15 protein-coding genes are annotated in these 23,313 nt (G+C 68.7%); 6 read left to right on the top strand and 9 right to left on the bottom strand.

Annotated elements, in window-relative coordinates:
- Nucleotides 1-19 precede the first annotated feature (19 nt).
- Together IPK27_10700 and IPK27_10695 are read right to left on the bottom strand one after the other, a co-directional pair.
- Entirely contained in the window at nt 20-1,306 is a 1,287-nt protein-coding gene (locus tag IPK27_10700) for a hypothetical protein (GenBank protein MBK8068070.1), read from the bottom strand.
- A gap of 32 nt (nt 1,307-1,338) precedes the next feature.
- A complete protein-coding gene (locus IPK27_10695; protein MBK8068069.1) occupies nt 1,339-4,464 on the bottom strand; it encodes a hypothetical protein in 3,126 nt (1,041 codons plus the stop codon).
- Nucleotides 4,465-4,741: 277 nt separating this feature from the next.
- On the opposite strand from IPK27_10695, the gene IPK27_10690 reads away from it, so the two are divergent.
- From IPK27_10690 to IPK27_10665, 6 genes are all read left to right on the top strand, one after another.
- Nucleotides 4,742-5,041: a glutaredoxin family protein gene (locus IPK27_10690; protein MBK8068068.1), complete on the top strand. Its 300-nt coding sequence runs from the start codon at nt 4,742-4,744 to the stop codon at nt 5,039-5,041.
- 83 nt (nt 5,042-5,124) lie between these two features.
- The gene (mfd, locus tag IPK27_10685; protein MBK8068067.1) at nt 5,125-8,562 is read left to right on the top strand and encodes a transcription-repair coupling factor; all 3,438 of its coding nucleotides are present in this window, start codon (nt 5,125-5,127) and stop codon (nt 8,560-8,562) included.
- A gap of 158 nt (nt 8,563-8,720) precedes the next feature.
- Nucleotides 8,721-9,323 (top strand): hypothetical protein, encoded by a 603-nt coding sequence (locus tag IPK27_10680; GenBank protein ID MBK8068066.1) that lies wholly within the window; start codon nt 8,721-8,723, stop codon nt 9,321-9,323.
- Nucleotides 9,324-9,671: 348 nt separating this feature from the next.
- Complete coding sequence (gene rapA, locus IPK27_10675) at nt 9,672-12,590, top strand: RNA polymerase-associated protein RapA (protein ID MBK8068065.1); 2,919 nt, start codon at nt 9,672-9,674, stop codon at nt 12,588-12,590.
- A 117-nt stretch (nt 12,591-12,707) separates the two neighbouring features.
- A complete protein-coding gene (locus tag IPK27_10670; protein ID MBK8068064.1) occupies nt 12,708-15,566 on the top strand; it encodes a TonB-dependent receptor in 2,859 nt (952 codons plus the stop codon).
- Between the two features lie 158 nt (nt 15,567-15,724).
- Nucleotides 15,725-17,728 carry a S9 family peptidase gene (locus IPK27_10665; protein ID MBK8068063.1) on the top strand — a complete coding sequence of 668 codons (2,004 nt, stop codon included), beginning with the start codon at nt 15,725-15,727 and terminating at the stop codon, nt 17,726-17,728.
- A 31-nt stretch (nt 17,729-17,759) separates the two neighbouring features.
- Here the strand turns inward: IPK27_10665 and IPK27_10660 are convergent, their stop codons facing one another.
- The 7 genes from IPK27_10660 to IPK27_10630 form a co-directional block, all read right to left on the bottom strand.
- On the bottom strand, nt 17,760-18,266 hold the full coding sequence (locus tag IPK27_10660; protein ID MBK8068062.1) for a GGDEF domain-containing protein: 507 nt from the start codon (nt 18,264-18,266) through the stop codon (nt 17,760-17,762).
- The gene (locus IPK27_10655; GenBank protein ID MBK8068061.1) at nt 18,187-19,452 is read right to left on the bottom strand and encodes a hypothetical protein; all 1,266 of its coding nucleotides are present in this window, start codon (nt 19,450-19,452) and stop codon (nt 18,187-18,189) included. The genes IPK27_10660 and IPK27_10655 overlap by 80 nt, the downstream gene beginning before the upstream one ends.
- Nucleotides 19,453-19,460: 8 nt before the next feature.
- On the bottom strand, nt 19,461-19,742 hold the full coding sequence (locus IPK27_10650; protein MBK8068060.1) for a hypothetical protein: 282 nt from the start codon (nt 19,740-19,742) through the stop codon (nt 19,461-19,463).
- A gap of 29 nt (nt 19,743-19,771) precedes the next feature.
- Entirely contained in the window at nt 19,772-20,584 is an 813-nt protein-coding gene (locus IPK27_10645) for a hypothetical protein (GenBank protein MBK8068059.1), read from the bottom strand.
- Between the two features lie 73 nt (nt 20,585-20,657).
- On the bottom strand, nt 20,658-21,194 hold the full coding sequence (locus IPK27_10640; GenBank protein MBK8068058.1) for a GNAT family N-acetyltransferase: 537 nt from the start codon (nt 21,192-21,194) through the stop codon (nt 20,658-20,660).
- Complete coding sequence (locus tag IPK27_10635; protein ID MBK8068057.1) at nt 21,191-22,702, bottom strand: alpha/beta hydrolase; 1,512 nt, start codon at nt 22,700-22,702, stop codon at nt 21,191-21,193. The genes IPK27_10640 and IPK27_10635 overlap by 4 nt, the downstream gene beginning before the upstream one ends.
- Nucleotides 22,699-23,262 carry a hypothetical protein gene (locus IPK27_10630; GenBank protein MBK8068056.1) on the bottom strand — a complete coding sequence of 188 codons (564 nt, stop codon included), beginning with the start codon at nt 23,260-23,262 and terminating at the stop codon, nt 22,699-22,701. Before IPK27_10630 ends, IPK27_10635 begins: the two co-directional genes overlap by 4 nt.
- Between the last annotated feature and the right edge of the window lie 51 nt (nt 23,263-23,313).

Here is a 23,313-nt window from a genome sequence, read left to right as displayed (position 1 = left end):
GAATCCTCCGGTGAATGATTTACTCGAAGCCGCTGCTGAAATAGCACGCCTGGCTGCCCGGGAACTCCGGCCAGCCCTCGGCACAGGCACGGAGCGCCAGGGCGTCTAGGCGACCCGCCGCGTCGGGGTTGCGCAAGTCGGCCGCCAGAGCGGTCAGCCAGCGACTACGGAATGCCGGGTCGCTTGCCCCCGGCCGCAGCACACCGCGCGCTGCGGCGAACGCCAGCAACTCGTCGTAGATCGCTTCCAGCGCTGCCGCCAGCGTGCGGTGTTCCGGCGCCAGCAAGGCCGGATCGACGCCGATCTCCCAGATATGACGCAGCGCATGCGTGCCCTGGGTGCACTCGGCATGGCTCATGTCCACGTCGAAGCCCTGCGCCAGGCCGCGCGGGCCGGCGAGCACCGAACTGTCGGTGCATACATGGTGCGAGATCCGGTCGGCCAGCGCATGCAGGTAGATGCCCAGGCGCGCATTCGCCGAGCGCGTGGGATCTGCGCCGACCACGTTGTCGAAGTCGCTGCCGTAGACCGGCCCGCCGGGTTGCTGGTCGCTGACCACCACCTGGGTGCCGGTGAAGGACTGGAATGGGACTGACTGGGTGGCGAACACCGAGATCGTGCCGTCGATCTGCGCCGGCTGGCCGCCGACCCGCTGGAAACAGCTCGGGCCCAGGGCATAGTCCAGCCCGGTGTCGCTGCTCAGTCCATCGGTGCAGATCGGCCGGCCGGTCCCCGCGCCTTGCATCGCCCATGCGCGCAAATGCGCCAGGAAGCCCTCGATCTGCGCGTCCGACACGTCCGGATGCAGCCCGTCGACCGGTTGCGGCGGGCCGGTGCGCGGCGCGCGCGGAGCGATGAAGTGGTAGTACACCCCGCCATCGGCCAGGTTGTTGCGCTCGAAGCCGTCGATCACGGCGGTGGCCAGCTGGCCGCCACCGACGGTCGTGCCGGCACGATCCACCGGCTCGTAGCGGCCGAGGTCCACCGCCTGGTCATAGGCTGCGATCCAGTAGGCATCTTCTGCCGCGAAGCCCACTGCCTGCGCCAGCAGGTAGCTGACATCCGCATGCAGCGCACTGCGGGCATGGGCATAGCCGGGCACCGTGGCGTACACCGCCACCGCCGCGGTCAGGCAGGTCCCGCTGACCGTTCCGGCTGGCTCGCAGGCGGCCGGCAACGGCGTGCACGAGACCAGTCCACTGGCATCGCCAGGCCAACACAAATCCTCGCTGAAGGCCGCCACCGGGGCGGCGCGCGTCGCCAGGGCGAGCGCGGTGACAACGGCAAGGCGGAAAACAGGTCGCATCAGCATTCTCCTGGGCCACCGGATCGGGCAGCTCACCCCGCCTGGCCCGCACCCGGTCCGGGGTCTTGTCCGGATTCCGGCGATTCGTGAGCAGTTGTTTGCGCCGTGCCTTCGAAGCCATCGCGGTGGATCGGATCGGTGCACAGCGCCGGATCGATGGCGAATCGGCGATTCGCCAGGCTGCGATTGCCAGCCAGGTCCGTCAGCGCGATCTCGATGTCGTGCGCACCTGGCCCCAGCGCCGGCAACGTGAGGTCGACCACGCCGTTGCCGCCCTGCGGTCCCACAAGGTTCATGCCGCCGTCCAGGCGAACACTCAGCGACTCGGGCCCCAAGCCACCGTCGTCCCAGACGCCAATGCGCAGTTGCGGCGGGGCGCACACCGCGCCGGTCCATGGCAGCCCACCCGGCACCAGCGTCGGCGGCAAGTCGTCGAGCAGATAGCCGCGACGCGACTTCCACGCGGCGTTGGCCGGGTCCTGGCTGGCGTGCCAGTCGGTCAGGTCGATCGGCATGCCGATGTCGATCCAGCGCGCCACGCGCCGGCGCTCGCCTTCGGTGAGCGCCGCGGGCGGGTGGTTCTGGCGCACCTGGTTGCGGTCGAAGCTCCAGTCGAATCCGCCGCGCGCAGCGGGATCGCCCGCATCCGCGCGGCCGTCCAGCCGCTCGCCCCACAGGTACCAGGCCAGGCGCGACTGGCGTGCCTGCAACATGCGCGTCCACGGCGAGACCTGAGGCAGGGTGAGGTTGTCCGATTGCGGCACGGCCAGCCGCCGGTAGGTGGCGATCGTGCCGTCCAGCACCAGGCCACCGGCCGGCGATGCACCCTGGTGGCAGGTATTGCAACGCGCCGACAGGATCGGCGCCACGTCGCGCTGCCACTCGACGCGCAGCAGGCGTTCGCCGGCCACTTCGACCACCGGATCGCCATGCGAGTCATTGCCGGCGAACAGCGGCGTCGCTTCGGCGACATCGGTCCAGCGCTGCGGATCCTGCCCGGCGATGCTGTCTTCGAAACGCGGCAGCTCGGCGGTACGCCAGTGACATCCCTGGCAGCGCTTGCGTTCCCCGGAGGCCAGCGCGTGCCAGGTGGTCTCGGTCGAGGTGGCGAGGCCGCGCCGGTCCAGGCCTTGCTGGAAGATCGCCACCCCGGCGGGCACACGGATGCGGAATGAGGTATCGGGCTGCACTGCACCGGACAATCCGGTGTCCTGCGGATTGCTCATCAGGTTGCCCTGGGCATCCCGTTTCAACACGGGAACTTCCCCGAGGATCGCCACGCGGTCCAATGCCGGCGACCACCAGCCGCGATTGCGCGCCTGATATTGAGTGGGGTTCGGGAAATCGGGCGACCATGGCCGCGAAAGTCCTTCGGGAATCACCGCCAGCACGCGGATGCCTACCAGGTCCGAATCCCCGGTGATCCCGGCCTCGGTGCCCTGCACCAGCCAGGCGGTCTCCGGGAAGACACTGCCGCGGGCGCGGTCGACCCCGTCGGGCCGGGTCAAGCGCGCGCGCACCGACGCGCCTTCCAGCCAGCCATAGGGCTCGCCCGGAGGCGGCGCAGGCGTGGGCGCATCGGCGAACAGGCTGGCCCGCGGCACCAGCGGGCGCGGCCACATCTCGTGATAGGCCAGGGTATCGACTACGCGCACGAACTGGCTGTCGGGTTCCAGCACTGCTGTCGCCGTGCCACTCGCAAGCCGGTAGATCCCTGCGTCCGGGCGCGGCATCGCATCGGCCGGGAGCCCACCACCCTCGGCACGGTTCACGCCACCACGGCTCCAGACCAGATACAACGAGTCTCCCGGGCCCGGTGCCGGATGGGTCACCCGTCCACTCCAGTCTGCGGTGGAGACGTCGAAATTGGACATCCGCGGTGTCACGAGCCGCGCGCCCATCCGCTCCTGGCGCTGGCGGCGGTCCGGATAGTGCTCGAATTGCCCGAACGAGCGGGTCCAGTTCACCGCCAGCAAGTCCTGGGTCCAGCTCGCGCCGGGCGTCTGCGCCAGGAAACTGCCCCAGGCTTGCAAAGGGTCATCGCTGAAGTCCGGGCCAGCGGGCGCTCCCGGCGCACACCACAGGGATCCGAAACCGAAGGTCTGGCCGTTGTAGTACTCGACAGCGCACAGCTCGCCGCCCGGCATCGCCGCCGCGAAATGCGGGACTGCGGCGAGCACCTGGTGGCGATGCGAGAACTGCCGGTAGCCACTGCCGTCGAGGTTGAGTTCGACCAGCGAAAAGCCGTTGTGGATGCGCCGGCGGAATGCCATCTCCCAACTGGTGGCCACCACCCTGCCGTCCGCCATCAGGGTCGGGTGCTGCAGCCTGGTCGGCAATGCCGGCGTGATCTGGGTGAGGTTCGCGCCATCGGCATCCATCGTCCACAGTTGCAGTGCCGGCTGGAACTGGGAGGTGGCGAAGAAGTCCACCCGCTCGTTGTAGAAATCGGGAAGACCGCTGATCGATTCCGCAGCGATGGTCGATCCGAACAGGATGCGGCCGTCCGGCAACCAGACCGGGGCGACGAAGACCGGCCCGCCCACCACCGACCGCACCGCCGCCGCGTCCAACGACGGCTCCCAGCCCTTGAAGCGGGTGAACTGGTAGTCGAGCGCACACGTCAGGCAGTGCGGCACGCCGAAGGCAGGACTCGTTTCGTCGCCCACATAGGCTCGCTTGAGGTCGATACGCGATCCGACGCCCGCCTCGTTGGCCGCCGCGCGCGCATCGGCGACCTCGGCCCAGACGATCCAGCGCGCGTCGGGCGAGATGTTGAGGTCTAGCACGCTGCCAACCTGAGTGCCGTCCGGGGCCGACTCGTCGTGCGCGACCACCACGCGCTCGCTGCCATCCGCACGCCGCAAGACGATGTCGCCGCCGGGAACGACCCGGTACAGGTCGCGGACATCGGGCAGCAGCGGCGGCTGCGGTACCGCGTACCCCGCGGGACAGGCGGGTGCGCCGGTGCCCCCGGGATTGCCGAAGCATCGCTGTGGATAGGCAAGAAACGGCTCGTCATAGAGGTTACCGAACCAGCCGCCACCCTCGGGTGTGGGCGCCGGACCGACACGCGGGTAGCGCACGTAGACCAGGGGCGTCTCGCCGCGCACGGCCCCCGCGGGAACGCATGCCAGCAGCGCCGCCAGAAGCCCCACGCATCCCACCCCACGACTCACCGTCAAGTCACTCCTCGAATCCCGAGACACCGGCCACGCTAGCAGCAAGGTCTCCGCCCGCCGCGCCACCCGCGTAAGCAAAGATGTGCGCGAAGCCGGTCGCTCACGTCTGCTTACAACTGCAATAACGGGCCCATGGCGGATCGCACGCATGCTTCGCACCGGTTCCGATGGAGGCCCGCCACGGCGAGTTGGACACGCATGCTGCTGCTGATCGCCGCGATCGGTGGACTACACCACTGGGCCGAGGCAGCCGGTGATCCTGCTGACCGCCACCTGGTGCGGCTACTGCCGCAAGCAGCGCGCGGACTTCCTCGCCGCCGGCCTCGCCTACGCGGAGTTCGACGTGGAGACCGACCAGCTCGGGCGGCGCCTGTACGAGGCCCCGCCGACGCCGCGCGGCGTCCCCGTGATCATCGTCGCCGACGAGTGGAAGATCGGCTACGGCGAGGGCCTCGGCGCCCACCTCCTGCGGGTCAATCCGCAGCTGGCGAAGCCGGCTGCGGCGAATGCGCGTGAAGGCGCCGCCAGGGCCCCGACCGCGAGTGCCGGCTGAAATCCACGGCCGCTGAACCGGCCGAGCCGCCCGGCGGCGGGCGCGCTGTTATCCTCGCGCCCCCTTTCCGCCGCAACCCGCCGATGTCCAAGCTGCTCTCGCTCCCCCTGCCCAAGGCGCCGATGCTGTGGAAGCGCTGGCGGCCGCTGCACGGGGCGGCGCATGCGCTGGCGCTGACCGAGACCGCGCGCATCTCCGGGCGGGTGATCGTGGCCGCGACCAGGGACTCGGCTTCGGCGCACGCGCTGGAAGCGGACCTGCAGGCGCTCATCGAACCCGGCGTCCCGGTGCTGCATTTCCCGGACTGGGAGACGCTGCCTTACGATTTGTTCGCGCCACACCCGGACATCGTCTCGCAGCGCATCGCCACGCTGTACCGGCTGCCCTCGGTCACGCGCGGCGTGCTGGTGGTGCCGGTGTCGACGCTGATGCAGCGGTTGCCGCCGACGCGCTACATCGCCGACCGCGTGCTGATGCTCAAGCGCGGCGACCGGCTGGACCTGGAGCGCGAGGCGACCCGCCTGGAGCGCGCCGGCTACCGGCGTGTCGGTCAGGTGATCGAGCCGGGCGATTTCGCGGTGCGCGGCAGCCTGCTCGATCTCTACCCGGCGGGCTCGCAGGTGCCGTATCGCATCGAGCTGCTGGACGATGAGATCGACACCCTGCGCGCCTTCGATCCGGAGACCCAGCGCTCGGCCGGTGCGGTCGACAAGATCGAGTTGCTGCCCGCGCGCGAGTTCCCCTTCGACGAGCCGGACCAGAAGCGCGTGCGCGAGGCGATCCGCGAGCGCTTCGACCTCGACGTGCGCCGCTCGGCGCTGTACCAGGACCTCAAGAACGGCAATGCGCCGTCCGGCATCGAGTACTACCTGCCGCTGTTCTTCGATGCCACCGCCACGCTGTTCGACTACCTGCCGAAGGACAGCCTGCTGGTGCTGGAGGACAGCGCGCTGGAGGCGGCCGAGCACTTCTTCGCCGCGACCGGCGAGCGCTGGAACCAGCGCAGCCATGACGTCGAGCGCCCGATCCTGCCGCCGGCGGAGCTGTACCTGCCGCCGTCGGATTTGCGCGGCGAACTGAACCGCCGCGAGCGCGTGCTGATCGGTGGCTTCGAGGACGCCAACGACACCGGCTCGCTGCCGGCGCCGAGCCTGCCGGTGCTGCGCAAGGGCGAGGAACCGGCCACCGAGCTGAAGGCCTTCCTCAACGCCTATCCCGGGCGCGTGCTACTGGCGGCCGATTCGCCAGGCCGGCGCGAGGCGCTGCTGGAACTGCTGACCGCGTCGAACCTGCGCCCGCAGGTGCTGGATAGCTGGGAGGCCTTCCGCGCCGGGGATGCGCGCTGGGCGGTGGCGGTGGCCACGCTGTCGGACGGCTTTGCCCTGTCCGATCCGGCGCTGACCGTGCTCACCGAGCGCCAGCTGTACGGCGAGCGCGCGCGCCAGGAGCGCCGCCGGCGCAAGAGCGAGCGCGATCCGGAATCGATCATCCGCGACCTCGGCGAACTGGTCGAAGGCGCGCCGGTGGTGCACATCGACCACGGCGTCGGGCGCTACCGCGGCCTGGTCACGCTCGACATCGGCGGCGCGCCGGGCGAGTTCCTGACCATCGAATACGCCGGCAACGACAAGCTCTACGTGCCGGTGTCCGGCCTGGAGCTGATCAGCCGCTACACCGGTGGTGCGCCGGAGCATGCGCCGCTGCACTCGCTGGGATCGGACGCCTGGGACAAGGCGAAGAAGCGCGCCGCGGAGAAGGTGCGCGATGTCGCCGCCGAGCTGCTGGAGCTGTATGCCAAGCGCCGCGCGCGGATCGCCGAGCCGATCACGATCGACCGCGGCCTGTACGAGCAGTTCGCCGCCGGCTTCCCCTTCGAGGAAACCCCGGACCAGCTCGCGGCCATCGAAGCGGTACTCGCGGACCTGGTCAAGAAGGAACCGATGGACCGCGTGGTCTGCGGCGATGTGGGCTTCGGCAAGACCGAGGTGGCGCTGCGCGCCGCCTTCGTCGCGGCGCAGGCCGGGCGCCAGGTGGCGGTGCTGGTGCCGACCACCCTGCTCGCCGAGCAGCACTACCGCAACTTCGCCGACCGCTTCGCCGACTGGCCGATCCGCGTCGAGGTGCTGTCGCGCTTCAAGACGCCCAAGGAGATCAAGGCGGCGCTGGACGAGCTGGCCAAGGGCACGGTCGATGTGATGGTCGGCACCCACCGGCTGATCCAGGAGGACGTGCGCTTCAAGCAGCTGGGCCTGGTGATCGTCGACGAGGAGCAGCGCTTCGGCGTGCGCCAGAAGGAGCAGCTGAAGAAGCTGCGCGCCGAGGTCGATTTGCTGACGCTGACCGCCACGCCGATCCCGCGCACGCTGAACATGGCGCTGACCGGGCTGCGCGATCTGTCGATCATCGCCACCCCGCCGCAGCACCGCCTGGCGGTCAAGACCTTCATCGCCCAGTGGGATCCGCAGCTGCTGCGCGAGGCCTTCGAGCGCGAGCTCGGCCGCGGCGGCCAGGTCTACTTCCTGCACAACGAGGTCGAGACCATCGAGAAGACCGCGCGCGAGGTCGAGGAACTGATCCCGCAGGCGCGCATCCGCGTCGCCCACGGCCAGATGGCCGAGCGCGAGCTGGAAGTGGCGATGCTCGATTTCTACCGCCAGCGCTTCAACGTGCTGGTGTGCACCACGATCATCGAATCCGGCATCGACGTGCCAACCGCCAACACCATCATCATCAACCGCGCCGACCGTTTCGGCCTGTCGCAGCTGCACCAGCTGCGCGGGCGCGTCGGCCGCTCGCACCACCGCGCCTTCGCCTACCTGATCGTGCCGCACAAGAAGTCGATCACCCAGGACGCGCAGAAGCGGCTGGATGCGCTGGCCTCGCTGGAAGAGCTGGGCGCCGGCTTCACCCTGTCGACCCACGATCTGGAAATCCGCGGCGCCGGCGAGCTGCTCGGCGAGGGGCAGTCGGGCGAGATCGAGTCGGTCGGATTCACGCTCTACACCGAGATGCTCGAACGCGCGGTGCGCGCGCTCAAGGAAGGCCGATTGCCGGACGATCCGCTGGCCGCGCTGGAACAGGCGGTCGAGATCCAGCTCGGCATCCCGGCGCTGATCCCCGAGGACTACCTGCCGGATGTGCACGCCCGCCTGGTGCTGTACAAGCGCATCAGCAGCGCGCGCGACGACGAGGCGCTGAACGAGTTGCAGGTGGAGATGATCGACCGCTTCGGCCTGCTGCCGGACCCGGCCAAACACCTGTTCATCATCGCGAAGATGAAACTGCGTGCGCAGGCGCTCGGCATCCGCAAGCTGGAACTCGGCCCCGCCGGCGGCCGCGTGATCTTCAAGGCGAAGACCACGGTGGACCCGATGAACCTGATCCGCCTGGTCCAGCGCGACCCCAAGCGCTATGCCTTCGAAGGCCAGGACAAGCTAAAGTTGAAGCGCGAAATGGCGCTGCCCGAGGAACGGGTACGCATGGCGAACGAGTTGCTGGGCGCGTTGGGAGGCAGGGGATGAAGCACGGGAACACGATTGTGTGGCGGCACTCTTGCGAGGGCACGAGGGCACGAGGGCACGAGGGCACGTGGAAGCGGGCTTGGGGCGGCTTATGCCTGCTCGCCAGCACCCTTGCGGAATCCGCCCGTGAAACCTCCGCCCTGCTTTACCGTGCCCTCGTGCCCTCGTGCCCTCGTGCCCTCCTCGGCCTCACATTCGCCCTCGCAACCTTCCCCGCCCTCGCCCAGCGCATCCAGGTCGAGGTGATCGTGTTCGCCTACGCCAATCCGGACGCCGGCTCGGCGTTGTCGGCAGATGATCCGGATCCGATGTTCGAAGGGATGCTGCTGGGGGCGGAGGGGGATGCCTACCAGTTGCTGCCCGACTCGGCGCTGCGCCTGAACGGTGCGAACGACGCGCTGGCGCGGCATGCGCGCACGCGCTCGCTGGTTCACCTCGGCTGGCAGCAGGATGTCGGTGCCACGCGCGAAATCCGGTTGCGCGGACGCGAGACGGTCAAGGTCAGCGACGCCGCCGCGGCGACCAGCGCCGAAAACCCGGAACTCGACGGCGACATCAGCCTGCGCTTCGGCCGCGGTGTCGAGGCCCATGTCGATACCCTGCTGCGGGTCCAGGCACGCGATTCCGCCGGCCGCCCGACCAGCCAGCAACGCTTCCGCCTCAACAGCAAGCGCATCCTCAACTACGGCGAGCTGCATTACCTCGACCACCCGGCGCTGGGCGTGATCCTGCGCGTGGATCAGGTGGGGGTTGGTGAGTAGTGAGTGGTGAGTGGTGAGTTGGATCCGGCGGGTGGGTTGATGTGGCGCTTCGCCGGCAGAGAGTCGGCGGCTTGATAGACGTCCTCTGGCGTGGACCCCGGCAATCGAGAGCCTAGGCCGGTGTAGCGCGCAGCGCTTCACCGGCAACGGCGCCGGGGAGCCGCTACGCGCCACCCGGCCTACGCGGTCCGCAATTCCCGGGCCTGTCGCAACTCTTCACCGCCGCGGCAACAGCGGTCATGTCCCATTCCCCTCGCAGAACCCATAATCGCGGCTATCGGCACACACTGCCGGCAGCCGTCCCCGCGCGAGCTGCTACTCACTACTCACCACTCACCACTCACCCAAATGACCTTCCGCCTAGTCCCCGGCCAGCGCTGGTACTCCACGGCAGAGCCTGAACTCGGGCTCGGTACGATCAAGAAAGTCGATCAGCGCGCGCTCGAACTCTTGTTCACCAAGGCCGGCATGCTGCGCCGCTATGCGCTGACCAGCGCGCCGCTGTCGCGCGCGGAGTTCCGCGTGGGCGACCAGATCGCGGCTGATGGCGTGATGCATACGGTCGAGGAGGTCGAAGACCGCGACGGGCTGATGCATTACCGCAGCAACGGCACGTGGATTTCCGAGCCGCAACTGGACGATGTGCAGGCGGCGAGCGCCGCCGACGAGCGCCTGACCGCGGGCCGCATCGACACCGGCGCGCGCTTTGCGATCCGCTGCGAGGCGCTGGCCAGGCGTGCACTGGCGCGCTCGGCGCCGAGCTGGGGCATCGGCAGTGCGCGCGTGTCGCTGCTGCCGCACCAGCTGGCGGTGGTCGAGGCGGCGCTGTCGCAGCCGCAGCCGCGCGTGCTGCTGGCGGACGAGGTTGGCCTGGGCAAGACCATCGAGGCGGGCCTGATCCTCGCGCGCATGATCGCTACCGGGCGCGCCCAGCGGGTGCTGGTGCTGGTGCCCGAAGCGCTGATGTACCAGTGGTTCGTCGAACTGCTGCGGCGTTTCAACCTGCGCTTCTCGATCTTCGACGCCGAGCGTGCGGATTCGATCGAGCAGTCGGACGATTCGCGCAATCCCTTCCAGGACGACCAGTTCATCCTCACCGACCTCGGCTTCCTCACCGGCAGCAGCAAGCGCGCGCGTCAGATCGCCGCAGCCGGCTGGGATTTGATGGTGGTCGACGAAGCGCACCACCTGGCGTGGACGCCCGAGGAAGCGAGCCCGGAGTACGCGCTGGCCGAGCAACTGGCGATCCAGACGCCGAGCGTGGTGCTGCTGACCGCCACCCCGGAGCAACTGGGCCGCAGCGGCCATTTCGCGCGCCTGCGCCTGCTCGATCCAGCGCGCTACAACGACCTGGCGCACTTCGAGCAGGAGGCGCAGGGCTTCCAGGCGATCTCGCAACTCGCCGAGAAGCTGCTGGATGCGAGCAAGCTCGACGCGGCCACGGTCAAGAAGCTGCGCAGCGTGCTGCACGACGAGCCGGAACTGTTGCCGCTGGTGGAAGCGCAACCGGAACCCGCCGCGCGCCAGCGCCTGCTGGCGGCACTGATCGACCGCCACGGCACCGGTCGCGTGATGTACCGCAACCGGCGCGCCAGCGTCGGCGGCTTCCCGCAGCGCGTGGTGCACCTCGACACCCTGCACCTGCCGCACGAGGACCAGGAAAGCTACCTCGCCGCGCTGCGCGAGGAGTTCGAATGCGATGTCGGCCTGCGCACACCGCCGCGGCCGCTGACCACCTTGCCGGCCAATGAGGCCGATGCCGCCGAGGCGATCCCACCCGCCGTTACCGCATTGATCCGCGACCCTCGCCTGGCCTGGCTGGTGGCGCTGATCGACCGCCTGGCGCCGGCCAAGCTGCTGCTGATCTGCCGCACGCGCGCCAAGGTGGAACTGCTCGAAGCCGCCCTGCGGCTGAAGAGCGGCGCGCGCGTCGCGCGCTTCCAAGAGGGCCTGACGCTGGCCCAGCGCGACCGCAATGCCGCCTACTTCGCCCAGGAAGACGGTGCGCGCGTGCTGCTGTGCTCGGAGATCGGCTCGGAGGGCCGCAACTTCCAGTTTGCCCACCATCTGGTGCTGTTCGACCTGCCGGCGCATCCGGATCTGCTCGAGCAGCGCATCGGCCGCCTCGACCGTATCGGCCAGACCTCGGACGTGAACCTGCACCACGCGGTGCTCCCCGGCAGCGCCCAGGAAGCCCTGGCGCATTGGTACATCGAAGCGCTCGACGCACTGCGCACCAGCCCGGCGGACGGGCGCGAGCTGTACAAACGCTTCGGCCCGCGCGTGATCGGCCTTGCGCTCAAGCACGCCGACGGCGAGGACACCGCCGGCGCGCCGCTGGCTGCGCTGATCGAGGAAACCCGCGCGGCGCACCAGGCGCTGAGCCAGACCATCGCCCAGGGACGCGACCGTTTGCTGGAACTGGCGACCCGCCACGGCGACCGCGGCGCGACGCTGCGCGCGGCGCTGGCCGCCGGCGACGAGCGCCGCGAGGATGACGACTTCGTGCTCCGGCTGTTCGAGCAGTACGGCATCGAGACCGAGGAACTCGGCGGGCGCAACCACCGGCTGGATCCCGAATACCTGTCGAGCGAGGACTTTCCGTGGCCGGCCGAGGGCGCGATGACCGCCACCTTCGACCGCACCGTCGCGCTGTCGCGCGAGGACCTGCCGCTGCTGCGCATGGACCACCCGATGGTGGCCAGCGCGGTGGAGCTGATGATCAGCGGCGAGACCGGCAACGCGGCCTTCCTGGTGGATCCCACCCTGCCTCCGCGCTCGGCGTGGATCACCGGCGTGTTCCTGCTCGAATGCATCGCCGACCGCAAGCTCGACGTGGAGCGCTACCTGCCGCCGCAGCCGATCACGATCACGGTGGATTCCAAGCTCGCGCCGCGCGACTACAACCCGCTGCCGCAGGTGATCACGCGCTCGGACGACAAGCCGGTGGACCTGATCAAGTTCCGCCCGATCCTGAGCGCGCTGGTGCCGCCGATGAAGAAGGCCGCCGAGGAACGCGCCAAGGCGGATGCGCAGGGTCTGATCGCTGCCGCGATGGAGCGCTTGAACCGCGAACTCGGCGCCGAGTTCGAGCGTTTGCGCGCGCTGCAGCGGGTCAATCCCGGCGTGCGCGATAGCGAGGTGGAAGCACTCGCCTGGCAGCTCGAGTCGCTGCGCGCGGCGCTGCCGCAAGCGCGCGTGCGCCTGGATGCGATCCGCCTGGCGGTGAGCCCCGATTTCCTTCGTCTGGTGCCGGGCGGGACCTGAGCCCGACGAGATCACATCGCCGGAATGACAGCCCCGACAGCGTCGTGTTATGGTTTGGTTAAGCCTGCGCCCGGAGGGGGCGCGTGGCGGTCACCCATACCGGTTATCGAGGTACTCATGAAAGTCAAACCGTTTCCCGCGCGACACCCGTTGACGCTGGCCCTGAGCGCCCTGCTGGCGGCGTCGTTCCTGCAACCCGTCTACGCGCAGGACGATGAGGACAAGGAAAACAAAGCTGAAAGCGAGCAGGAGGCGGCCGATGAAATGGAGCCCGTCGTTGTCACCGGCTCGCTGATCCAGCGACTCGGCTTCGACACCATTTCGCCGGTGCAGGTGATCACGTCGGACGTCAGCGCGACCACCGGTCAGCTCGACACGACATCGATCCTGCAGTCGACCAACGTCGCCGCCGGCTCCACCCAGATCAGCAACCAGTTCTCCGGCTTCGTGGTCGAAGGCGGCAACGGCGTGCAGACGCTGTCGTTGCGCGGTCTCGGCGCCAACCGCACGCTGGTCCTGCTCGACGGACGGCGTCCCGGCCCCGCCGGCACCCGCGGCCAGGTCGGCGCGTTCGACCTCAATGTAATGCCCACGGTGATCCTGCAGCGCGCCGAAATCCTCAAGGACGGCGGCGGCTCGATCTACGGCTCGGACGCGGTCGCAGGCGTGGTCAACCTGATCACCCGCAAGTCCATCGATCGCACCGAACTCAGCGTCGACACCAACCTGCCCTTCGACGGCGGCGGCGAGCGCGTCAATATCTCAGGCGCCACCGGCTGGAATTTCGACAACGGTAGCGTCGTTGCCGCGTTCCAGGCCTACCGCCAGGAAGCGCTGAAAGTCGGCGATCGCGACTTCTTCGAATGTCCGCGCGACTTGGTCCGCGGCCCGAACGGCAACCTGATCGACCGCGAAGATCGCTCGATCACTGCGGGCACGCCGCTCGGCGGCTGCAACAATCTGTACGCCAACACCGTGATTGCTGGCTCGACGCGCTACGTTCCGTCGGTTGACGGCTCCACCGTCGGTCCGCTGCCCGGCTATCGTCCGCGCCGCAATGCAAACGCCACTGCCACCAGTGCGGCCTTCTACGAGGACGTGCTGAACTTCGACTTCGCCGGCGACGCGCACATCTTCTCCGAGCAGCAGCGCACCAGCTTCTATGCCGGCGGCGACTTCACCTTCGGCAATGTGGCCTGGGAAGGTCAGTTCCTCTACAACAATCGCGAAACCTCCTCCGAGCGCTTCCGCCAGTTCTTCCCGGTGGTCAGCGGCACGGCCGCTGGCCTGCCGGCGCGCGTGCAGCCGATCATGCCGTTCCGATCCAACCAGGAAATCGACGTCGATTACTACTACGTCGCGTCTGGTTTCAGCGGCGGCTTCGGCGATACCAGCTGGGCCTGGCGCCTGGACACCACCTATTCGCGCTCCGACGGTGACTACACCGTCCTCAGCATCGCGCGCGACCTGACCGGCGACCTGAACGTCGACCGCGACGGCGGTGCCACCCCGGTCAACTACTTCGACCCGCGCTTCCTGAGCGGCAGTGCGATCGACGAACTGGAGGCTGCCGTCGGCGCCGTCCACACCGGCAACACCGTCTACACCCAGATGGTGGCCACCGGCTCGGTGACGGGCGAACTGTTCGAAATGGACGCGGGCACGGCCGCGGGCGCGTTCGGCGTCGAGTTCCGCAGCATCGAGATCGACGACAACCCAAGCGATCTCGAGCGCACGGGCGGGCTGTGGGGCCAGAGTTCGGCCACCGGCACCGAGGGCGACGACGACATCTCCGAAATTTTCGGCGAAGTGGAAATCCCGCTGCTCGCCGGTCTTCCGGGCGTGGAGCAGCTCACCTTCAACACCTCGGCGCGCGCATTCAAGTACGACACCGTGGAAGATTCCGACAACGTGTGGAAGGTGGGTCTGGGCTGGCAGGTGATCCCGTCGGTGCGCCTGCGCGCCACCAACGGTACCTCCTACCGCGCGCCGGGCCTGTACGAACTGTTCCTCGGTGACCAGACCGCGTTCGTCGGCCAGCTCGCCGTCGACCCGTGCATCGACTGGGGCAACAGCTCGAACCCGAACATTCAGCGCAATTGCGCCGCGGCGGGCATCCCTGTGGACTATTCGGGTGCCGGCTCTTCCGCCACCATCGTCACCGGTGGCGGTCTCGGCGTGGTCCGTCCGGAAACCTCCAAGGCCTTCACTGCCGGCATCGTGCTGACCCCGGAAACCGCCGGTTTCAGCGTCTCGATCGACTACTTCAAGATCGAGGTCAACGACCAGATCGACCAGCTTGGCGGTGCGGCGATCGTCGGCAGCTGCTACTCGCTGCCGAACTTCCCGAACGCCTTCTGCGGCCTGTTCGACCGCGCTTCCGCCACTGCGGACAATCCGTACAACATCACCCAGATCCGCGATTCGTACATCAACATCAATCGTCAGCTGGTGCGTGGCTACGACCTCAACCTGCGTTGGGATCGTGAATTCACCTTCGGCAAGATCGACCTCGAATCGCAGTTCACGTACACGATGGAAGACGTCGAACAGCTGTTCGACAGCAGCCAGGAAAGCGGCTTCGACACCAACGACCTGAACGGCATCATCAGCCGTCCGGAACTGGTGGGCAACATCCGCACCGGCCTGACCCGTGGTGATTTCACCTACACCTGGGGCATGCGCTACGTCGGCGACACCGAGAACTTCACGTTCACGCAGCCTGCCAGCTACTTCGGCACGGCGAACCCGGTCTACGACTTCCAGGCCGGAGCGCGCACCTACCACAGCTTCTCGGTGCAGTACCGCACCGACGACTGGGATGTGCTGCTGGGTGTCGAGAACCTGTTCGACAAGGCGCCGCCGAACATCTCCACCGGCGTGGGCTCCACCCGCTACGGTACGGTTCCGGCATTCGCCACGCAGTACGATTGGTACGGCCGTTCCTTCTTCGGTCGGTTCAACTACCGCTTCTGAGCAACTCGCCTGAAGTGGCAAGGACGGCCGGGATTTCCCGGCCGTCTGCGTTTTTGGGCCAGCAATCGACACCGCGGGTGCTGCAGGGCCGTCGACCAAACCCGCAGTAGTTCGAGCTATAAAGCTGGACGTCCTTGCACGCCCCGCCGGAGGCTTCGATGAACTACAGGATTTTCCCTGCAATGGCCTTGCTGGCCAGTTTGACGACGGCCTCGGCCGATCCCATCCCGATCGAGTCGCTGGCGCGCATGCCCAGTCTGCAGTCGATCTCCATGAGTTCGGACGGGAAGCACCTGATCGCCCTTGCCGGCAAGCAGGACGCAGAGGAGTTCGATACCGTCCTGGCTACCTGGGACCTCGAGAAACTGGACCAGGCGCCGAAGACGACCGCCTCCGGCGATCGCATGAAGTTCGTCAACGCGATTGCGTTGAAGGCAGGCCACCTGCTGGTGGTGGCCCGCCAGGAGTGGACCGGCGAACTCGCCGGCTGCGGCGAAGGTCGCAGCACCGGCTCGACCAAGACCTTCGTCACCAAGATCTATCTCAGCGATATCGAGCAGACCAAGTTCGAGGAAGCCTTCGCCGACAAGGGGCGCGAGATCGGCATCAGCGAGAACACCCGGCGCTGCCTGGAACTGGCCGGCAGCGCACGGCTGGTGGAACCGCTGCCTCTCGATCCTGATCGCGTGATCATCGCCCAACTCGACACGGCGCGTTTTCGCGACACCTACTTCCGCTACAACCTGCGGACACGCGAAAGCGAACTGCTGTTCCGTGCTACCGGACGATCCTCGCCCGGCCTCTTCGATCCGCGCACCGGCGATGTGCTTACGCGGACGCAGCTGGAACCGATCGAGGGCGGCGGCTACGAGCAGCAGATCCTGATCCTGAATGCAGACTCCGGCGAGTTCGAAATCCACCCGGCGCTGACGACCAAGCTGTCCGATCGCTACACCGTGGAGATCGTTGGGCGAGATGAGGAAAGCGGCAAGTTCTACGTCATGACGGACCTCAAGTCCGATCGCGTGCAGGCGATGCTCTACGACGCGAAGGCCAAGGCTTTCGATCAGGAGCCGCTGCTCTCGCACCCGCAGTTCTCGATCGGTCGTGTGGTGTTGGGCACACGCAAGAGCGATTTCAACAAGGTCATCGGCTTCACCGTGAACGCCGCGACCCCGGAAACCACCTGGTTGGAACCGCGCCTGCGCGCCATCCATGAGGGCCTCGAGAAGAGCTATCCGGGGATGGACATCGCCATTCTCGGTTTCACCGATGCGCGCGACCGGGTGCTGTTCAGTACCGAGAGCAACCGACACCCGCCGGCCTACCACTTGCTGCTCGATGGCAAGAAGGCAATGCCGCTCGGCGCGGAACGCACCGGCATCGATCCCGACAGCATCGGCGAACAGCGCTGGGTAACCTACAAGGCGCGGGACGGCCTCAAGATTCCGGCCCTACTCGACCTTCCGCCGGGCTGGCAAAAGGGTGACGCTGCCCTGCCAGCCGTGATCCACCCGCATGGCGGCCCGTGGGCGCGCGATTTCGGCGGTTGGGATGCCTCTGGTTGGGTGCCGTTTCTCACCTCGCGTGGCTACGCGGTTCTGCGCCCCCAGTACCGTGGGTCGTCAGGCCTCGGACGCGCGCTCTGGCTGGCGGGTGATGCGGAGTGGGGCCAGAAGATGCAAGACGACAAGGACGACGGCGCCGCCTGGTTGGTCGAGCAGGGCATCGCCGACCCCAAGCGACTGCACATCTTCGGCTATTCCTATGGTGGATTCGCTGCCGCCGCCGCGGCAGTCCGCCCGAACAGCCCATACCGATGCGCGATCGCCGGCGCGCCAGTGACCGATCTGGCACGGCTCGGCGTGAGCTGGAGCGAAAACCGCGTTCAGCGGATCCTGCAGGGCCGAACCGTGACCGGCATGGATCCCATGAAGCACACCAGCCAGGCCAACATCCCGATCCTCCTGTATGTCGGCGATCGCGATGTGCGCACGCCGGCCTTCCATGCCCGCGATTACTACAAGGCAGTCAAGGGCAAGGTCGAAGCTCGCTTCGAGCTGATCCCGGACATGCCGCACAGCCTGCCCTGGTATCCGCGGCATCACCGGAAAACGCTGACGTTGATCGAAGACTTCCTCACCGGAACCTGCGCGGGTTGAGCTGCGCGGGGGTACCTGCCAAGGTCAACGCTCAGCCAACGATCGGTGCGGCTGTTGCTGCACCGATCGTTGCAGTGCATCGATTGCGACCACCCAGCTTGGATCGATAAGCCGCCTCATCGGCAAGCCCCATCAGTCGATCCAGCTCATGACCGGACTCGCCGCATGATGCGATCCCGAAGCTGGCGCTGACCTGGAAGCGCGCGCCGCCGTGGCGCGCGTCGATCCCGGCGATCGCCGCCCGCAGGCGCTCGGCCAGCGCGCATCCCGCCGCGAGATCGGCGTCCGCCATCAGGACCGCGAACTCCTCGCCGCCAATGCGCCCGAAGCAGTCCTGCGCGCGCAGCAACGGCGAGCAGACCGCCACTACCTGGCGCAGCACCCAGTCGCCGGTGGCGTGGCCGTAGTGATCGTTGATCGACTTGAACCAATCGAGGTCCCACAGGATCAGGCAGGCGCTACTGCGCGTGCGCGCCGCCGCGGCCAGCAGCGTCTCCGCGCGCTGGGTGAAGTGCCGCCGGTTGCTGATGCCGGTCAACCCGTCGATCTCCGCCAGCCGCCTCGAGCAGCAGCTGGCTGTTGGTGGCTGCCTGGCGTGCCACCTGCTGCTCCAGCTGCAGCACGCGGTTCTGCTTGTTCAGCAGCTCGATGGTCTGGGTCTTCTGCAGGGTCTCGTGCCTGACCAGCTGCACCGCCAGCTCACGCGCCTTGATCGCATCGAGGTAGGCGCGATCGGCCTCGGCGTAGCTGCGATAGTGGGTCAGCGCATCGCGGGTGTCGCCGCGCGTCAGTGCGCACTCGTAGAGCACCTTGTGCGCCATCACCAGCGGCAGCGAATAGGCGATCCCGCTGCTGTTCTCGATGGCGCGGCGGGCATGCACCTGCGCCTGAGCGGCATCGCCCTGTGCAAGCCGGTATTCCGCCAGCAGCGACTGGATCTCGCCGATCAGCCGTGGATAGCGGGTGGATTCGACCTCGGCAAGGTGCGCCAGCAGCAGGTCGGCTGCCTCCGCATGACGCCCCTGGCGAGCGAGGTTGCGCGCCTGGTAGCCGCGGATGAAGCCGGCGACCAGGGCCTCGCCCTGCGCCTCGCAGTGCTCGATGCGCTCACTGAACTCGTTGTCCTGCTGCGCCCGGTCGTCGAGGTTGAACAGGGCCTCCAGGCGCATGAAATCGGCCATGCAGCGGGTGCGTCCGCCCGGACTCCCGGCGAGGATCTCCTCGGCGTAGTGCAGCGCCAGGTCGTGCTGGCCCACCTGGTTGTACATCACGCTGGCGCCGACAAGGCCTTGCAGGCGCAGCTCCTGGTCGGGCACTTGGGGCAGCAACGCGAGGGTGCGGTCGAGGTAGCCCAGGCCCTCGGCGAACTCCCGCGTGGCGGCAAAATTGTTCGCCAGAAAGGCGCCGACACGGAACTTCAGGGAGGGATCGGCGACCTCCTCGAACAGCTCGCGCAGATCGCGGATGGCGCCCTTGAAATCCCCGCCCAGGGCCAGCTGGTAGCTGTGCAGGTAGCGCAGCTGCTGGCGCTGGACGGGCGTCGCCTCCGCCACCCGCGCATCCAGTTGCGCGAGCACGTCCGCGAATTTCTGCGCGTCGGCGCTGCGCAGGCCGTCGGCCTGCTGCAGCAGCGCGCCAAAACTTGCATCCGCGGCGGGCGCCAGCGGCGCCCACGCGAGTGCCGTGCACATGCACAGCACTCGCACCAGGCGCCAGCCGGACATCGGCGTGCTCAGGCGGCGCGCGCCACCCGGCGCGACTCCGCCGGCTTCGGATCCGGCTCCTCACGCGCCGGTTCCTCGCCCTCGGCCGGCGCTTCGTCGGGCGTCGCCAGGATCAGGCGCATGGAAGCGCGCGCGCCGAGCAGCTGCGGCAGGCGCTCGCAATCGCGCTGCAGCAGCGCTGAACGGACTTCGGGCGCCAGGTCCAGCGCGGCGACGGCGGCTTCCAGATCCGCGGCGGAACTGAGGCCGTGCTGGCCCAGGGACTCGAGTAGACGGATGGCGTTGCTCATGGGTGGTCTCCGGTGGATGGTTCGGGTTCTCAGGCGACGCTGGCCTCACGGTCGAGCGCCTCGAGTCGGTCGCACACCTGCTGGTTGCGCGTCAGCGCCCGGCACGGTGGCAGGATCAGGGTGGTCTGCATGCGCAGGGACAGCGCGGGCAGTTGCGCGAGCGCCACGCGTTCGACGCGCGGCGCGGCAATCGCCAGGGTGGCGGCCTCGTAGACGATGACCTCGTGCGCCGGCGGGTAGTCCGCCAGCAGGACCTCCACAAGCAATCGCAGGCGTTGCGGGCTTGTCACGAAACGGTCGGCGGAGCGGTCGCCAGCAAGCCCCACCTGCCACAGCACCAGGTAGGCCGAGGGGTCGATCCGGCGCTGGTACAGCATCAGCTGGCTGGCCTCGTAATGCTGGCAGCCGAAGCGCCCGGGATCGATGCCCAGGTCCGCGTAGAGGCAGTCCTCGGCCGAAATCCCCGGCTCCATCACTGCCTCGAAGCCCTCGGCCCGAGCCTGGGCAACGGCTGCATGCGGCGCCTGCGCGAATACGCCGGGATGGCCGTAGAAAGCGCCGCAGACCCGGCGGCCGGCGCGCACGTCGGCGAGCAGGGTTGCGACCATCTCGCGGTAGGTCTGGTGGCGCGACTTGCCGTCGGCATACAGCGGCTGCAGGCTGCGCACGTCGGCGTGCATCTGCTGCAGCCACAACTCGACCAGCGGGTCGGACACTGCGGCGTAGACCACGTCGGCCTGCTCGATATGGCTGCGCGCGCGCGGCGACAGGTGCGCGCCGAGCATCATGCCCAGCCCCACACAGGCCAGGCTGCCACGCGCTGCGCTGTCTTCGTCGGCCATCGATGCGGTCCCATGGGTGCGCCCGGCATGGCGACGGGCCGCGCCACGATATCGGATCAGGGCGCGAATGCAATCAGCCGCGATCGGCCTCGTGCTGGCGCCGCCAGTCCTCGCGCAACCACTCCCAACGATGGCCCAGCGGCGCGGCGTCGTCCGCCGCGAAGCGCGTGAATCCCAGTTTGCGCATCAGCCCGGCGGCGCCTGGGTTGTCGCCGGCATGGCGGGTGCACAGGCGCTGCAGGTCTGCCCCGGTGAAGGCGTGTTCGGCGAGCAGCGCGATCGCCTCTGCGGCATGTCCGCGCGCCTGCCAGGGCGGCAGGATCAGCGCACCGACCTCGGCCTCGCCCGCGGCGCTGCGCCCGGTGAGGCCGAGCAGGCCGATGTCGGCCGCCTCAGCCCGCACCTGCGCCACCCAGTAGGCCGGCACCGGCGCCGGGCGCGCATTGGCCGCCACCGCGGCGCGGAAGCTGCGCACCGCCGCGTCGGGCGCCAGTGGCGGGCCGACCTGGCGCATCAGCAGCGGATCGGTGTACGCCGCGCACCAGAAGGCCTCGTCGGCATCCGCGAGCGGCCGCAGACGCAGCCGAGGGCCTTCGAGCAGCGGACTCACGGCGCGGCGTCGGACGCTTGCAGCAGGCGGTCGATCCGCTGCAGCAAGTGGTCGAAGAAGGGATTGCACTTGATCCGCGCCAAATCGTCCTGGCTGACCCACAGCAGGCCGCGCTCGCCACGCACCGACAGCGCACCCAGGGCCAGGCCCGGCACGTCAGCCGGGTCCGGCTCAAGACCGTACAGGCCATCGGACAGCGGGAACGGCAGTGCGATGTGCGACAGCGAGTAGACGCCCAAGGGATAGCGCAGCCCCAGGGTACGGTGGGTGGGCTCGAGGTCGCCGGCGGGCGTGTGCAGTTCGACCAGCTCGCCACTGGCCTCGCCGAGGTTGCTGAGGACACTCGCAGCCCATGCGCGCGGTGCTGGGGGCAGCAGTTGCGCCGGCGAACTGAGCGAGTCGCTGCGCAACAGCGTGTCGACCTCCGCACTGCGGTCGATGTCCAGCAGCACCAACTCGCTGCCGTTGGCAGGCAGCCAGGTGAACAGCCCATCGATGACCGCCGGGGTGCTCACCGTGGCGTCCGCCAGCGACTGGAACACCGTGAGCGGTGGCAGCGCGGCGATCCGGCCAGATGCCGAGAGCGCCTGCAACTGCTGCTGCAATGCATCCGTCAGCAGCGAGGACTGGCGCGCGCCGTTGACCGGGAAGGAGTTGTACTTGTAGGGGTTGTACTCCGGGTAGATCTCCACCCACGCGGCGCGGTCGAAAGCCGGGAACAGCGCAGGCCAGCCCAGCACGCCGGCGAACCGCGCCAGGCTGGTGACCCCGATCATCGGCGACAGCAGCACCAGTTGCTGCGGCGGCGCCAGCGCCGGATCCTCCAGCGCATCAAGCGCGTACTGCAGCGCGAGCGCGCCGCCAGTGGAATAGCCGACCAGGTGCAGCGGCGCGGGCGCCGGCACCTCCAGCCGCGCCTGGCGCAGCGCCAGCCGCGCGGCCGCGCGCCAGCCCTGCCACTGCGCCCGCGGCCCCGCGCCGGGCACCGTGCCATGCCCCGGCAAACGGATGCCGAGCGCCAGGTAACCGCGCTGCTGGTAGTGCCGCGCGATGTGCCGCAGGCTGTAGGGCGAATCGGTCAGCCCGTGCAGCAGCACCACCACACCGTGCGGCGGCCCGTCCGGCGCCAGCCGGTAGGAGTGGTTCCAGTCGACCGCGCGCCTGGACGGCTGCATCGGACTCGACGGCGCGTAGCGGTTGGACGGCACATCCGCGCCCGGCGGCAGGTGCGCGGCCAGCCAGGTCTCGGTGCGCTCGAACAGCGCCTGCTCCGCGGCGAGGTACCCGGCCCAGTCGAGGCGCTCGATCTGGCGCGCGGACTGCTCCGCGGGCACGTACCGGTGCCAGGGCATCAGCGGTGGCCCGTGCAGGGTGGCCCAGGCGCGCCACCCCAGGAACAGCAGCAGCGCCGTCGCGAGCGCAAGTACCAGCCGCCACAGGCCCCTTCGCGTATGCCAGAGCCCGGACAGCAACAGGTAGGCACGCGGCGATAGCGATTCTCTATTCATGAAGTCAGCGGTGTCCGGCGCATGGAACTGCCGAGCCCGGTGCCGGCATCGGCCGCGACGAACTCGACCGGCACCTGCGCCAGCTTGCGCAGCAGCAGCAACTGTTCGCGACTCTCCCATTGGTCGAACAAAGCCACTTCGGCCGGCCGCCAGAGCGCCACCCAGGCGAGGATCAGCAGGCCCTCGGCGATGATCTCGCCGGCGGGCGCGCGCCAGCTCTCCACCAGCGTACGCAGCGCCAGCGCAAGCGCCAGCACGCTGAACCCGAGCAGCATACCCAGCCGCCCCACCCGCTTGCGCCGCCGGTGCCGGCGCTCGGCGAGCGTGGCCGACAGTTCGAAGTGCGCGTGGATCGCCGAGGCGAGGTCGCCCACATGGGGCGCGAGTGCCGCCGGGCCGTGCACCAGCACGCGCAGCGGCGCGTTGACTGGAAACTCGCCGGCCGAATCGACCAGCCAGGCCTCGACCTCGCGGTCCAGCGCCTTCTCGCGGAAGGGCGACGGATCCAGCGAGTCGTAAAGCTGCGCCAGCTCGCGCAGGCGGATGTCGATGGTGTGCATGGGCACCACACTGCACGCGGATCGGCGCGACGACAAGAGCGATACTGGGAT

The organism is Rhodanobacteraceae bacterium (genome assembly GCA_016713135.1).
In the GTDB taxonomy this organism is placed as follows: Bacteria; Pseudomonadota; Gammaproteobacteria; order Xanthomonadales; family SZUA-5; genus JADKFD01.
The sequence above is the reverse complement of the archived record's forward strand: the minus strand, read 5'-3'. Positions and strand labels throughout refer to the sequence as shown.

Excerpts from the sequence above, each read along its gene's own strand:
- IPK27_10700 (MBK8068070.1), bottom strand. The coding sequence starts at position 1,306 with ATGCGACCTGTTTTCCGCCTTGCCGTTGTCACCGCGCTCGCCCTGGCG.
- mfd (MBK8068067.1), top strand. The coding sequence starts at position 5,125 with ATGTCCAAGCTGCTCTCGCTCCCCCTGCCCAAGGCGCCGATGCTGTGG.
- rapA (MBK8068065.1), top strand. The coding sequence starts at position 9,672 with ATGACCTTCCGCCTAGTCCCCGGCCAGCGCTGGTACTCCACGGCAGAG.
- IPK27_10670 (MBK8068064.1), top strand. The coding sequence starts at position 12,708 with ATGAAAGTCAAACCGTTTCCCGCGCGACACCCGTTGACGCTGGCCCTG.
- IPK27_10665 (MBK8068063.1), top strand. The coding sequence starts at position 15,725 with ATGAACTACAGGATTTTCCCTGCAATGGCCTTGCTGGCCAGTTTGACG.
- IPK27_10655 (MBK8068061.1), bottom strand. The coding sequence starts at position 19,452 with ATGTCCGGCTGGCGCCTGGTGCGAGTGCTGTGCATGTGCACGGCACTC.
- IPK27_10650 (MBK8068060.1), bottom strand. The coding sequence starts at position 19,742 with ATGAGCAACGCCATCCGTCTACTCGAGTCCCTGGGCCAGCACGGCCTC.
- IPK27_10645 (MBK8068059.1), bottom strand. The coding sequence starts at position 20,584 with ATGGCCGACGAAGACAGCGCAGCGCGTGGCAGCCTGGCCTGTGTGGGG.
- IPK27_10635 (MBK8068057.1), bottom strand. The coding sequence starts at position 22,702 with ATGAATAGAGAATCGCTATCGCCGCGTGCCTACCTGTTGCTGTCCGGG.
- IPK27_10630 (MBK8068056.1), bottom strand. The coding sequence starts at position 23,262 with ATGCACACCATCGACATCCGCCTGCGCGAGCTGGCGCAGCTTTACGAC.